The sequence below is a fragment of the Pseudomonas sp. TWP3-1 genome, assembly GCF_049896625.1.
Classification (GTDB): Bacteria; Pseudomonadota; Gammaproteobacteria; order Pseudomonadales; family Pseudomonadaceae; genus Aquipseudomonas.
Map to the genome: position 1 here is coordinate 1 of NZ_JAFCUQ010000023.1, position 13,685 is coordinate 13,685.

Annotated in this window: 13 protein-coding genes; 7 read left to right on the forward strand and 6 right to left on the reverse strand. The window is 60.1% G+C overall.

What is annotated here, in order from left to right; all coding sequences use genetic code 11:
* Window positions 1–309 precede the first annotated feature (309 nt).
* Window positions 310–543, reverse strand: a complete 234-nt coding sequence (locus ACP7BN_RS24455; protein WP_420649180.1) for a hypothetical protein — start codon at window positions 541–543, stop codon at window positions 310–312.
* 206 nt (window positions 544–749) lie between these two features.
* On the opposite strand from ACP7BN_RS24455, the gene ACP7BN_RS24460 reads away from it, so the two are divergent.
* Window positions 750–1,271 carry a DUF4142 domain-containing protein gene (locus ACP7BN_RS24460; RefSeq protein ID WP_426206423.1) on the forward strand — a complete coding sequence of 174 codons (522 nt, stop codon included), beginning with the start codon at window positions 750–752 and terminating at the stop codon, window positions 1,269–1,271.
* Window positions 1,272–1,528: 257 nt separating this feature from the next.
* Here the strand turns inward: ACP7BN_RS24460 and ACP7BN_RS24465 are convergent, their stop codons facing one another.
* The gene (locus ACP7BN_RS24465; protein WP_420649182.1) at window positions 1,529–1,714 is read right to left on the reverse strand and encodes a hypothetical protein; all 186 of its coding nucleotides are present in this window, start codon (window positions 1,712–1,714) and stop codon (window positions 1,529–1,531) included.
* A gap of 252 nt (window positions 1,715–1,966) precedes the next feature.
* On the opposite strand from ACP7BN_RS24465, the gene ACP7BN_RS24470 reads away from it, so the two are divergent.
* From ACP7BN_RS24470 to ACP7BN_RS24495, 6 genes are read left to right on the forward strand one after another with little or no spacing between them, the layout of a single operon-like run.
* Window positions 1,967–2,818, forward strand: coding sequence for an STAS domain-containing protein (locus ACP7BN_RS24470; RefSeq protein WP_420651244.1), 852 nt, complete (start codon window positions 1,967–1,969; stop codon window positions 2,816–2,818).
* Between the two features lie 3 nt (window positions 2,819–2,821).
* Window positions 2,822–3,184 carry an STAS domain-containing protein gene (locus ACP7BN_RS24475; RefSeq protein WP_420649184.1) on the forward strand — a complete coding sequence of 121 codons (363 nt, stop codon included), beginning with the start codon at window positions 2,822–2,824 and terminating at the stop codon, window positions 3,182–3,184.
* Complete coding sequence (locus tag ACP7BN_RS24480) at window positions 3,181–3,591, forward strand: anti-sigma regulatory factor (protein WP_426206424.1); 411 nt, start codon at window positions 3,181–3,183, stop codon at window positions 3,589–3,591. Before ACP7BN_RS24475 ends, ACP7BN_RS24480 begins: the two co-directional genes overlap by 4 nt.
* Window positions 3,588–4,598, forward strand: a complete 1,011-nt coding sequence (locus ACP7BN_RS24485) for an ATP-binding protein (protein ID WP_426206476.1) — start codon at window positions 3,588–3,590, stop codon at window positions 4,596–4,598. The genes ACP7BN_RS24480 and ACP7BN_RS24485 overlap by 4 nt, the downstream gene beginning before the upstream one ends.
* Window positions 4,591–5,466 carry a sensor histidine kinase gene (locus ACP7BN_RS24490; RefSeq protein ID WP_420649186.1) on the forward strand — a complete coding sequence of 292 codons (876 nt, stop codon included), beginning with the start codon at window positions 4,591–4,593 and terminating at the stop codon, window positions 5,464–5,466. Before ACP7BN_RS24485 ends, ACP7BN_RS24490 begins: the two co-directional genes overlap by 8 nt.
* The gene (locus tag ACP7BN_RS24495; RefSeq protein ID WP_426206425.1) at window positions 5,456–7,378 is read left to right on the forward strand and encodes a response regulator; all 1,923 of its coding nucleotides are present in this window, start codon (window positions 5,456–5,458) and stop codon (window positions 7,376–7,378) included. Before ACP7BN_RS24490 ends, ACP7BN_RS24495 begins: the two co-directional genes overlap by 11 nt.
* 138 nt (window positions 7,379–7,516) lie before the next feature.
* Here the strand turns inward: ACP7BN_RS24495 and uvrA are convergent, their stop codons facing one another.
* The 4 genes from uvrA to ACP7BN_RS24515 all read right to left on the reverse strand — a co-directional run bounded on the left by uvrA (window position 7,517) and on the right by ACP7BN_RS24515 (window position 13,683).
* On the reverse strand, window positions 7,517–10,147 hold the full coding sequence (uvrA, locus tag ACP7BN_RS24500) for an excinuclease ABC subunit UvrA (protein ID WP_426206426.1): 2,631 nt from the start codon (window positions 10,145–10,147) through the stop codon (window positions 7,517–7,519).
* Between the two features lie 106 nt (window positions 10,148–10,253).
* Complete coding sequence (locus tag ACP7BN_RS24505; RefSeq protein ID WP_426206427.1) at window positions 10,254–12,365, reverse strand: ATP-binding protein; 2,112 nt, start codon at window positions 12,363–12,365, stop codon at window positions 10,254–10,256.
* A gap of 293 nt (window positions 12,366–12,658) precedes the next feature.
* The gene (locus ACP7BN_RS24510; RefSeq protein ID WP_420649190.1) at window positions 12,659–13,318 is read right to left on the reverse strand and encodes a DUF799 domain-containing protein; all 660 of its coding nucleotides are present in this window, start codon (window positions 13,316–13,318) and stop codon (window positions 12,659–12,661) included.
* Window positions 13,315–13,683 (reverse strand): DUF4810 domain-containing protein, encoded by a 369-nt coding sequence (locus ACP7BN_RS24515; RefSeq protein ID WP_420649191.1) that lies wholly within the window; start codon window positions 13,681–13,683, stop codon window positions 13,315–13,317. Before ACP7BN_RS24515 ends, ACP7BN_RS24510 begins: the two co-directional genes overlap by 4 nt.
* Window positions 13,684–13,685 lie beyond the last annotated feature (2 nt).

Consider the following 13,685-nt stretch of genomic DNA (forward strand, 5'->3'; position numbering starts at 1 on the left):
ATGCTTTTGGCCATGTGTGAGACGTTGGAGCAACACACCCCAGAGGAGCTGGCGGCTTTTGCTAAAGAAGCCATCGGCTGGATGGCCAGCCGAAGAACTTAGATGTGTAGATACCAATGGTCATCGCGGGCAAGCCCGCTCCCACAGGTTCTTGTGGTGGATACAAAACTTGAGTTGTACCTCCACCACTGTGGAAGCATGAGGCACCTCGCAAGGAGTCGAGAATTTCGGACTCTGAACATTCGAGGTGCCGTTATTGCGGGCCGTTCCAATCAATTCGCCACCGATGGTCGGCGGATCAATCAGCGGTCAGGCCTGAGCCTGCAATCGCTCGACGATTTCGTTCTTCACCGTCAGGCGTTTCTCTTTGAGCTTTTTCAGCGCGTCATCATCGGATTTGGCGTTCTCGGCGTCGACGACGTTCTTGTCGGCCTCGGAATACTTGTTGAGCAATGAATCCAGTCGTGGATCCTGGGTGCGTTTTTGCTGGATCTCTTCCTTCGTGCAACTCAAGTCCTGAAACAGGTCATGGGGAACCGGCATGTGACACCTCCGTCAGTTGATCGGGCGGCCAACGCGCTCGATTGCGCCAGCCACCTATGAGAATGGCCTCGGTTGACCGGTTCTGTCGACCTCCTGTCAGACCGACGGTGGCCGTTCGTCGCCCTGTCGTAAATGCGATAAAACCTTTGTCGGTGGCGATCCCTCCATTGAATAACGCTCACAAAAACCTGTGTGGAGAAATACTAATGGACGGATTCAACCTGCGTCATCTCGCCCTTGCAGTAGCCATGAGCTGCAGCATGGGCAGTGCCTTCGCCGCCACCGACAATGACTTTGTCGACAACGCTGCCGCTGGTGGTATCGCTGAGATCGAAACCAGCAAACTGGCACTGGAAAAGAGTGCCTCGGCGGACATCAAAGCGTTCGCCAATCAGATGATCACCGACCACAAAAAGGCCAACGCTGAACTGGCAGCTATTGCCAAGGCGCACGACATTGAAGTGCCGGACGAAACGACTCTGGTAAAGCAGGCCAAGGAAAAGATCCTGGATATGCGCGACGAGTCCTTCGATGCGGCCTATGCCAACAACCAGGTCATGGCGCACGAAGAAACCATCAAGCTGTTCAAGGAACAAGCCAATACCGTGACGGATGACAAGGTCAAGGGCGCTCCCGAGTTGAAGGCGTTTGCGCAGAAAATGCTTCCGGCTCTGGAGAAGCATCTGGCGCATGCGAAAGAGTTGCAGGCAAAACATCCAAGCAAGTAATGAGACCTTTTGCCCTCACCCTAACCCTCTCCCAAAGGTAGAGGGGACTGACCGTGTTGTTCAGGCGAAATTCATCGACCTGCAATTGCGAGGCGAGCTTAGGCTTTGACAAACACACGAATCGGCTCCCTTTCTCCCTCTCCCATTGGGAGAGGTCTGGGGTGAGGGGCTGGATTTCAGGAACGCCAAAAAATCCCGAACCCTTCACCCACAAAAAAGCCGCCCCCAAACGAGCGGCCCTGCCCGATCAACCCGACTTAACCCCCATCCGTATCAATATCCGCATCCGTCTCCTCCCCAGGCTTGGCCCGATCAGGCTTCGGCTCGAATCCCGGACTGAACTCATTGTCATTGTCCGTATGCTTGTTTTTCTGGTCCACTGCCGGATCCGCGATTTGCGGCTCTTCAGTGTCAATCGGCTGTTGCGGCGTTTGTTCGTTCATGGCCACCTCAATTCGAAAAAACAGGCGCGACTGAAAGCTGCCGCACCGTTAAGATTCGAAGCCTGATACCGCTGAAACGTTCAAAAGATCATCACCGGCAGCCACGCCGACTAAAGTTACCGGGCGTTGCTTGCGGCAGATCGAAAATATCCTCGCGAGAACGAACAACTATTTCGAGCGGCAAATGTCATTCACTTCGCGCCGGTGATTTTTTACCGAACCGGCCCCCATTCGCTACGGAGCAACAGGCACATGGCAGCACTGCAGAACAGCACACTCGATGCGTTGAAAAACAAACAGACCCAACTCCTCAGCGAATGGACCAAAGGCCTTGGCGACAGCGGCGCCACGCGCAATCTGAAAGAACATGACATCCAGCTGCAAACCAGCGAATTCCTGCAGCTGGTGATCAGCGGACTGGAAAACGACAACGGCACCAACATCCATTCCCAAGGCTGGGAAGTGACGCGTCAGTTCCTCGAAAAACTGTCCCACAGCCGCGCCCTGCTCGGCCAGGATGCCAACCAGACCGCGAGCTTCATTTTTTCGTTGAAAGGCCCGCTGTTTGCGCTGCTGCAAGATCACTACAAAGATCAACCGGCCCTGCTCGGTGAACAATTGTGGGAGATGTCCGAGCTGCTCGACGCATTCGGCCTGCACACCATCCGCACTTTCCAGAAATCCCGTGAAGCGGTGATCAAGCGTCAGCAGGAAGAACTGCTGGAGCTGTCGACCCCGGTGGTCAAACTGTGGGACGGCGTGCTCGCGCTGCCAATGATCGGCACACTCGATTCGCAACGCACCCAAGTGGTCATGGAATCGTTGCTGCAACGCATCGTCGACACCGGTTCGGAAATCGCCATCATCGATATTACCGGCGTGCCGACCGTCGACACCCTGGTCGCACAGCACCTGCTGAAAACCGTGACCGCGATTCGTCTGATGGGTGCCGATTGCATCATCAGCGGCGTGCGTCCACAGATCGCGCAGACCATCGTGCACCTGGGTCTCGACCTGCAAGGCGTAGTAACCAAAGCCAACCTGGCTGACGCATTGAAACTGGCCCTGACCCGATTGGGTATCAGCGTCACCAAATCGGTTTAAACCATGGAACGTATCCCGATTCTTCAGATGGGCGAGTTCCTGCTGGTGACCATTCAGGTCGACATGCATGACCAACTCGCCCTCACGTTGCAGGACGATCTGTCCGAGCGCATCAGCCGCACATCGGCGCGCGGAGTGTTGATCGACATTTCGGCGCTGGACATGGTCGATTCATTCATCGGGCGGATGATCAGCACTATTTCTGGCCTGTCGCGCATCATGGACGCGCAAACCATGCTGGTCGGCATGCAGCCGGCGGTGGCGATCACGCTGGTCGAACTCGGCTTGACGTTACCAGGCGTGAGCACGGCGTTGAACGTCGAGCGTGGGATGAAGCTGCTGCGGGAACGAGTGAACCAGCAATGACCCTGCGCAGCAGCGGTACTCAGCCAATCAGCATTGAGCAAGACGTAGTACTGGCCCGCCAGACCGCACGCAAACTGGCGACCGAGTGCGGCATGCGTTTGATCGATCTGACCAAAATGGTCACCGCCGTCAGCGAGCTGGCGCGTAACACCATGGTCTACGGTGGCGGCGGCGATATGGATTGGGAGATTCATGATCGCGAGGAAGATCACAAGGTCGGCCTGCGTCTGACCTTTCGCGACGAAGGTCCGGGCATCGCCGACATCAAACTGGCAATGACCGACGGCTGGACCTCCGGCAGCGGCATGGGCCTCGGGTTGACCGGCGCCAAGCGGCTGGTCGATGAATTCGAACTGGAGACCGAGCCAGGCAAAGGCACACGGATAACGATTACCCGATGGACATGAATATCAGCGGCAGCCTGACGCAAGTCTTGCGCATAGAAGACAGCAGCCAGATTGGCTACGCCCGGCGCACCGCGCAGCAGCTTGCAGAGTTGCATGGCTTCGACGAACGCGATGCCGGCCGCGTGGCGCTGGTAGCAACGGAACTGGCGAGCAATCTGATCAAACACGCCGGCCATGGCGAAATTCACCTGCGGGCTTTAAAGCGCCTGGATGGATTCGGCATCGAAATGCTCGCCGTCGATCGCGCCCAGGGGTTCGATCTCGACGCGTGCCTTGCGGATGGTTTTTCCACGGGCGGCACGCAAGGAATCGGCCTTGGCGCCGTGTCGCGTCAGGCTGAAGTGTTTGACGTCTACGCCGACCAGCGTGGCGCGGTACTGCTGGCGCGTCTGTATCCGCGCAGCGATCGCCAACCGGATATGCCGTATGGTGTCAGTCAGCATTCGCTGCATGACGATCCGGCATGCGGTGATGTCTGGCATTTGGCGTATAACAACGGGAGCATCAGTGCTCTGGTGGTCGACGGTCTCGGTCATGGCGAAGACGCTGAACGCGCCGCGCGTGCCGGCGAGCGTGCCTTTGCCCTGACACCGTTCGCCGAACCGACGGTGCTGATGGAAGACATGCACCGCGAGATGATCGGCAGTCGCGGCGGCGCGGTGGCATTTGCCCAGTTCGATGGCGCGCGTGATCAGCTGATTTTCGCCGGTGTCGGCAACATTGGTGCAAGCCTGATCGCCGCTGACAAGTCCCGAGGATTAGCCTCGCACCCGGGGATCGTCGGCGGGCAATACCGCAAAGCGCGGCCTTTTGATTATGCTCACGTGAACGGACACTTATTGATCATGTACAGCGACGGTTTGCAGTCCCGCTGGAATCTTCAAGACTACCCCGGCCTGGTGCATCGCCACCCCGCCGTGATAGCCAGCGTTTTGCATCGCGACTTTTGTCGCGGGCGAGACGATGTGACGGTACTGGTGGTTGCTCTGGAGGCCGCCCATGGCTGAATCGCCGACTTTGAGCAATGCCGAGCAAACGGCACTGATCGCGCAGTTGCAGGCCGAGACGGCATCATTGCGCGAGGAACTCGATGAAACCAATCAGGGCGTACTGGCCTTGTATGCCGAACTCGATGCACAGGCTGATGAACTGCGTGAAGCCTCGGATCTGAAAAGCCGTTTCCTGTCGTACATGAGCCACGAATTCCGCACGCCGCTGGGCTCGATTCTGAGCATCAACAGCCTGCTCGCAGATGAAATAGACGGGCCGCTGAGTCCCGAGCAACACAAGCAGGTAGCGTTCGTCAGCACCGCTGCGCGCGAACTCAGCGACATGGTTGATGACTTGCTCGATCTGGCGAAAATCGAGGCGGGTCGCATCAGTATTTCCCCGGCATGGTTCGACATGTTCGACCTGTTCGCCGCATTGCGCGGGATGTTTCGCCCGATTGTCGACGCGACCGCTGTAGATCTGATTTTCGAAGAGCCGGTCGGCCTGCCGCGCCTCTATACCGATGACAAGAAGCTCGCGCAGATCCTGCGTAACTTCATTTCCAACTCGCTGAAATTCACCACGCGCGGCGAAGTGCGGGTTTCGGCGCGTCTGGAATGCGAGGGCAAGATTCGCTTTGCCGTCAGTGATACCGGCATCGGCATCGCTCCCGAGTTGCACGGTGCGTTGTTCGAGGACTTTTCCCAGGTCGACTCACCGTTGCAAAAACGCCTGCGCGGCACCGGCCTCGGTCTGTCGCTGTGCAAACGCTTTGCCGAGCTGCTCGGTGGCGAAGTCGGGCTGAACAGCCAGCCCGGCGTCGGCTCGACTTTCTTTGTGATCATTCCATTGGCCATCGCCAAGGAGTCCGACGATGAAACGTGACATTCGTCTGTTGATCGTCGACGACAACGTCGCCACCCGCTACGCCTTGCGCCGGCGCCTGGAAGGGCACAGCTATGTCGTGCTGGAAGCCGGCACCGGTGGCGAAGGCCTGGCTCAGATTGAAAGTGAACAGATCGACGCGCTGATCCTCGACGTCAATCTGCCGGACATGAGCGGTTTCGACATCGTGCGCAAGTTGCGCGCCGAACCGCGCACCGCCCTGCTCCCGGTGATTCATGTTTCTGCGGCGTCGATTCAGACCGGCGACATCATCACCGGCCTGGACGCGGGGGCCGATGCTTATCTGATTCATCCAATAGATCCTGAAGTGCTGTTGGCAACCCTGCGCACGCTGCTGCGGGTGCGTGACACCGAAAATGCCCTGCGCGAGAGTGAGGCACGGTTTCGCGAGATTTTCGCCAACATCTCCGCGCCGATTGCGGTGCTCGACGCCAGCCTCAAGGTGCACGAGTGCAACCATGCCTTCGCGCAACTTATTCAGGACAACCGTGATTCGCAAACCCTCAGCGAATGCTTTGCCGAGGATCAAGGGGCAATCCTCGACGAATTACGCTTGCGGCTGGTCGAAGGCGAGCGCTGGAAAGGCACGCTGAACATGCGCGTGCAGGGCGAGATCCGCGAAACCGAGTGGCAGATTTCACCTTACCGGACCCCGGAGCTGAGCCTGGTATTCGTCGAGGATGTCACCGAGCACCGCCATCGCGAACGTTCGCACCTGGCGCGGCTCGACGACACCACGTCACAACTGGCGCGCGCCGAATCACAGTTGCTGCAAGTGCAGAAAATGGACGCACTGGGCAAGCTCACCGGCGGCATCGCCCACGACTTCAACAACATGCTGACCGGGATCATCACCAGTCTGGAGCTGATCCAGAAGCGTGCAGCCGACGGGCGCACCGAGAAGATCGGGTTTTATGCCAAGGCTGCCCTGAGTTCAGCGACCAGCGCCGCTTCTCTGACTCACCGTTTGCTAGCGTTCGCCCGGCAACAACCGCTCGACACCCGCCCGGTGGACATCAACCAGCACGTCCGGTCGCTGGAAGAGTTGCTGGAACGCACGATTGGCGAACGCATCGCGCTGAAACTGGAGCTGACCAGTAAATCGGCGATTGCCCTCGTCGACCCGGTGCAACTGGAAAGTGCCGTGCTGAATCTGGTGATCAACGCCCGCGATGCATTGCCCCAGGGCGGCAATATCTGGCTCAGCACCTACGCCGCCTACTCCCACGGCGACCCGAATCTGGCAGATGGCGCTTATGTGGCGGTGTCTGTACGCGATGACGGCACCGGCATCGAACACAACGTGATCGACAAGGTATTCGACCCGTTTTTCACCACCAAACCGCTGGGCCAGGGCACTGGCCTGGGCTTGTCGACGATCTACGGTTTCGCCCGCCAGTCCGGCGGCGATGCGCATATCCGCAGCGTGGCCCGGCGTGGTACTGAAGTGACAATCATGTTGCCGGCGACCTCAGACCCGACTGCTGCAGACGTCACGCCAGCATCTGTCGATCCGCAAGGTGCGGGTGAACATGTTCTGATTGTCGAGGACATGCCGTCGGTGCGGCTGTTTGTAACGGAAGTGCTGGAGGATGCCGGTTATCGCTGCACTCAGGCGGGCGACATTGAAACTGCGCTGGAGCGCTTGCAGAACGATCCGTCGATCAACCTGCTACTGACTGACGTCGGCCTGCCGCGCATGAGCGGCCGCGAGCTGGCAGACGTGGCGCGTGGCTGGCGCGAGGCGTTGCCGATCCTGTTCATGACCGGGTATGCCGAGACGGCGATCAATCGTCAGGTGTTTCTTGGCAGCGGGATGGACATGCTGGTCAAACCGTTTCAGATCAGCGAACTGCTGGACAAGGTACGCCGCACCCTCGACGGCGCCTGATAGACCGCTATCGCTGGCAAGTCGAATCGTCGCACCGCAGCTCCCACAGGTTCTGTGTTGTGCGCCCAATATGGGGACGACGCAAATCCTGTGGGAGCTGGCTTGCCAGCGATGGCGTCAGACCAGACTCCGCAACAATCAATTCAAGGCACGAGTCAGGAACGGCGCAGTCCGGCTGTTCTTGCTCGCCGCCACTTTCTGCGGCGTCCCCGCCGCCACAATCCTGCCGCCCTGATCCCCCGCCCCCGGGCCGATATCGATGACCCAGTCACTCTGCGCAACCACACGCATTTCATGCTCGACCACCACCACCGTGTGCCCGGCCGTGACCAGCGTATCCAGTTGCTCCAATAGGCGATCAACATCGCGCGGATGCAATCCGGTGGTCGGTTCATCCAGCACATACAAAGTCGCGCCGCGCTGATTGCGTTGCAGCTCGGTGGCCAGTTTGATCCGCTGCGCCTCGCCGCCGGACAGCTCGGTGGCCGGTTGCCCCAGGCGCAAATAGCCGAGGCCGATATCGCGCAGTACTTCCAGTGAACGGCGAATTCCCGGTTGCTCGGCGAACACTTCCACCGCTTGATCCACGGTCAATTGCAGCACCTGAGCGATGCTCAGACCCTGCCACTGGATAGCAAGCGTCTGCGGGTTGTAACGCGCTCCATGACAGGTCGGACACGGCGCGTACACGCTGGGCATAAACAGCAACTCGACGCTGACAAAACCCTCGCCCTCACAGGTCGGGCAACGGCCCTTGGCGACGTTGAAGGAAAACTGTCCGGCGTCATATCCGGCTGCGCGTGCTTCGGGCGTGGCGGCGAACAGTTTGCGCACGTTATCGAACAGCCCGGTGTAGGTCGCCAGATTGGAACGCGGTGTGCGGCCAATCGGTTTCTGATCGACTTGCACCAGCCGTTTGATCGACTCCAGCCCTGCCGCGACCTGTCCGGTGCTGGCCTGTGGGGTGTCGTCTTCCAGATTGAGTTCTTCCGGCTCTGGCTCATTGGCGCCCCGGCCAAGGTGCGCACCCACCAATTCCAGCAGCGCCTGGCTGACCAGACTTGACTTGCCCGAACCCGACACGCCGGTCACCGAGGTGAAGCAGCCCAGCGGGAATTCGGCACTGAGGTTGTTGAGGTTATTGCGCGTCACACCTTCGAGTTTCAGCCAACCCGAAGCCTTGCGCGCGGTGCGTGGCTGGCGCTGTGCTTCTGCGAACAGGTAGGCGCGAGTCTGCGATGACTCGATCTCGGCCAACCCGGCGGGCGGGCCGCTGTAAAGAATTTGCCCGCCGTGTTCGCCGGCCGCCGGGCCAACATCGATCAACCAGTCGGCTCGGCGCATGGTTTCCACATCGTGCTCGACCACGAACACGCTGTTACCCTCGGACTTCAACCGTTGCAGAGCCTCGAACAACGCTTCGCCATCGGCCGGATGCAGGCCGGCGGAAGGTTCATCCAGCACATAGATAACGCCAAACAACTGCGAACCCAATTGCGTGGCCAGACGCAGCCGTTGCAACTCGCCGGACGATAGAGTTGGCGTGCTGCGTTCCAGCGCCAGGTAACCGAGACCGAGATCCGTCAGCGTGCTCACGCGCTCCAGCAGATCCTGCGCGATACGCTGCGCGGCAATGCGTTTTTCCAGCGACAGGTTTGGCGTGTGGCGCACGTCCGGCGCATTCGCGTGAGCGCTGGCGCCATGGGCCACGCGTTGCTGACGGGCCGCGCGGGTTTGCTGATGGCTGAGGGTTTCGCCGGTTTCTTCGGCGTGATCTAAGTAATGCTCATCGGCCACCGGCTGCAACACCTGCGCCACTTGCAGCAACGGCATCTGCGACAGTTCGCCGATGTCGTAGCCGGCGAAGGTCACCGACAGCGCCTCGCGTTTCAGGCGCTTGCCGTTACACAGCGGGCACGGACTGCCGAGCATGAACTGCGAGACGCGCTTCTTCATCAGCGCGCTTTGCGAATGGGTAAACGTATGCAGGATGTAGCGCCGTGCGCCGGTGAAAGTGCCTTGGTAACTCGGCTCCATTTTGCGCTTGAGGGCGACGCGGGTTTCTTCCGGGGTCAGCCCGGCGTACACCGGCACAGTCGGGGTTTCTTCGGTGAACAGGATCCAGTCGCGCTGCTTTTTCGGCAGTTTGCGCCACGGGATATCGACGTCGATGCCCATGGTCACAAGGATGTCGCGCAGGTTCTGGCCCTGCCACGCCAATGGCCAGGACGCCACGGCGCGTTGGCGGATGGTCAGTTCGGGATCGGGCACCATCAGTGCTTCGGTAACCTCATACACCCGGCCCAACCCATGACAATCCGGGCACGCGCCTTGTGGGGTATTCGGCGAAAAATCCTCGGCGTAGAGCATCGGCTGGCCCGGCGGATAACTGCCGGCGCGCGAGTAGAGCATGCGGATCAGGCTCGACAGCGTGGTCACGCTGCCCACCGACGAGCGCGTGCTCGGCGTACCGCGTTGCTGTTGCAACGCTACCGCTGGCGGCAGACCATCGATGGAATCGACATCCGGCACACCGACCTGATCAATCAGTCGCCGCGCGTACGGCGCCACCGATTCGAAATAGCGGCGCTGCGCCTCGGCATACACCGTCGAAAACGCTAGCGACGACTTGCCCGACCCCGAGACCCCGGTGAACACCACCAGTGCATCGCGGGGGATATCGACATCGACGTTCTTCAGATTATGTTCACGGGCACCGCGCACCCGAACCATGCCGGCGGCGGAATTGGAGCTGCGCTTGGAAGTCATCGGCCCTGCCTTGTTCAAGAGGATGAAAGCAATTTGCAGAGATGCACATCACTGTGGCGAGGGAGCTTGCTCCCTCGCCACAAAAGCCCCCCACTGACGGTGTAAATTAATTACTCAACACCGTGCGGATCATTTGCAGCAGGCCCTCCGGGCCATAGGGTTTACCGAGCAAATGCGTGTCAGGACTGAGCTGGTGGTTGCGCGAGATGATGTCGCGGGTGTGGCCGGAGGTGAACAGCACCGGTACCGGCGGCTTTTGCACTTTGGCCCATGCGGCCAGGTCGGAGCTTTTGATCAGGCCGGGCATGACTACATCGGTGAAAATCAAATCGACTGCGGTGCCCTCAAGCAACATCTGCATCGCCGCATCGCCATGGCCGGCGGTCAGCACTTGATAGCCTTCTTCGCGCAACAACTCCACGGCTGACGCGCGCACCGCGTCGTTGTCCTCGACCACCAGGATGGTTTCATTGCCGCCACCCAGCGCAGACTCAACGTTGCTGGCATCATCGAGCACCGCGCGCAAACTGCGCGGAAAATACAGCTGCACCCGCGTGCCTTGACCGAGCTGACTGTCGATCTCGACGTGCCCGCCGCTCTGCTTGACGAAACCAAAGACCATGCTCAAACCGAGGCCCGTACCCTGGCCGTCCGCCTTGGTGGTGAAGAACGGCTCGAACACTTGCTCAAGCAAATGCGCGGCAATGCCGACTCCGGAATCGCTGACTGAAACCCGCACGAAATCCCCCGGTACCAGGCCTTTGCCGGCACAAAAAGTTTGATCCAGTGTGGTGTTCGCAGCGCCGAGGACAATCGTGCCCTCGCCTTGCATCGCGTCGCGGGCGTTGATCGCCAGATTGAGAATGGCGTTTTCCAATTGATTGCGATCAACGTTGATGTGCCACGGCTCGTGCGGCAATTGCACGTCGATCTGAATGGTCTCGCCCAGCGCCCGTTGCAGCAGTTCGCCGACGCCGTCGAAGATCTGTCTGGGATTGCACACCGCCGGCGACAGCGGCTGACGCCGGGCAAACGCCAGCAGTTGCGAAGACAGTTTGGCGCCGCGTTCGACCGCCGCCAGCGACGCGCTGACCCGGCGTTGCACGTTGACGTTCTCCGGCTCATGCCGCGCCAGCAGGTGCAGGTTGCCGGCGATCACTTGCAGCAGATTGTTGAAGTCATGCGCGACGCCGCCAGTCAGGCCGCCGATGGCTTCGAGTTTCTGCGACTGACGCAAGCGCTCTTCGGCGGCCAGTCGCGCCGTCACTTCGTCGGTGACGCGTTGTTCGAGGTTGCGGGTGAATTTGAGCAGCGATTCTTCGGCGCTTTTCCGTTCGTGAATGTCGATCAACACCCCGGGAAACCGGAACGCCCGCCCCTGCTCATCGAACTCGCAGGCACCACTGGCAAGCACCCACCGACAACTGCCATCCGGGCGCAGCACGCGGTATTCGGCGTTATAGGGCTCTGCGGTGCGCAGCGACCGCGCGACGCATTCCTGCACCCAATTTCGGTCGTCCGCATGAATCCGCGATTCGGCGATGTGTTGCGGCAGGTTCGCTAGGTCCTGCTCCGGAGGATAGGAGAACGTGCGCGCAAAGCGTTCATCGGCCGACAGCACATTGTTTCTGATGTCCCAGACGAAAGAACCGATCAAGGCCCCGGCGTTCAGCGCCAGCCGCACTCGCTCATTGTCCGCTCGATAGGCGTCCTCGGCAGCCTGGCGCAGGCGCTCGGACAACACCAGCTCGGTGGTCTCCACCACCATCGCCATGACCCCGGCCGGTTGCCCGAGATCATTGGCCACCGGGCTGTAATACAGATCCATCCACACGTCTTCGGGAACACCGTTGCGCAGCAACACCAACTCTTTGCTGCGGAAAGACAGCGTGCCGCCGGCCAGACACGTATCCACCACATGCCGGTTGAACTCGGCGACTTCCGGCCAGCCCAATTCCACCGGCACACCGAGCAGGTACGGGTGACGGCCACCGGCGAATTCCGAATAGGCGTCGTTGTAAATCATGTAGCCGGCGCGGCCCCAGAGCATGACCATCGGCAGCGGCGAGGCGAGCATCAACTGCACCGTGCTGAACAAGCTCGCCGGCCAGTTATCGAGCGGCCCCAGATCCGTGCCGCTCCAGTCGAACGCACGGATGCGCCCGGCCATCTCGCCTTTCCAGCCATCACACCCATGGCTTTCGGATAAAAACTGCATCGACTGATTCAACGCCTTGTGGTTTGCCCGATCAATTGCTACGCCCAGCGACGCCGCGCCTGTGTGTTTCGAGCTTCAAGCGCGCTAATGGTTTCATCGCAGACATAGTCGAATTCGCACCGGCCAACGCGCAGGCGTCGATCAGATGCTTGAGTGGATGGTAGCTGGTCTGGAGTTTGGCGGCGATGTCGAGAATCGCCCGTCAGAGATGCGGCGCTTGATTGGAGGCTTTGCTCATTGCGAGCGTGGGCACACAGTGAAAAAGGGGGGAGTCTGTCCCCCCTCGATAGCAGTCAGTCGGTGCCGTACTTCGGCGAGCGTGGCCCGTACAGCAGGCCCGCTGGATGCCCGGCCGACAGCAGGCGATTGCTCGCCACACCGGCAATCGGGTAACCGGCATCGGTGGAGCTGTTGATGATCTGCTTCACCGCTGCGGTGATCAGCATGCCGATCAGGCCGCCACCACCGTTGTTGCCGCCCTCTTCGCTCGAAGCGCGGGCCGCACCGGTCCACAGCGTGGTGCCGGTTTTCAGGTCGACCAGTTTGGCCGTGGCGGTCACAGCCGTTTCGCTGCTGATCACCATATAGCGCGTGCCGTATTCACTCACGGTGATGTACAGCGCGGCGTCGGCACCAAAGATTTCCTGCAACTTGTTGGCCGGTGCCTGATGAATATCGTCAGGTGTGGTCAGACCGTTCTGGCGGAATGTCTCGTCAACCAGCGTGATAGGCAGCACGTAGTAACCAGCCTCGGCCAGCGGATACGTCACTTGCGACAGCAGGCTGTAAGACGCCTTGACGTCCGGCGAGGTGTTCAGCGGTGGCAGCACCAGAATGCTCTTCGGCCGCACTTGCTTGTACGCCGAATAGTCCACGGTCTTGGGTTTGACACAGCCACCCAGAACCGCCAGCGCCAAAACGCCGACCAGCAGTTTCACTGCACGCGGGATCATTTGGCTTCTCCGGTCTTGGCGTTTTTAAGCAGGAAATCCATGTACGTGCCGGACTCCGGGAACAAGGTCTTTTCGGTGCGCAACTGCTGCACCATCTGATCGTCCTTGCCCATGCTCAGGTACAGCAGACCGAGGTGCGCGTGGTAACCCGGCGGCACCGCTTTGCCACTGGCGCGGATCTTTTGCAGATCGGCTTCGAGTGCTTCGGCCTGGGCCTCTTTCGGCGTTTCGCTTTTGAAGTATTCGTAGACTTGCGGCTGGTAGCCTTCCCACTGATACAGGGTTTGCGGGCTGCTGCAACCGGCCAGCAAGGCGCTGGCGGCCAGCGTCAGGGCCATCAGCGGCCGCGACAGAGAAAAATTCATGG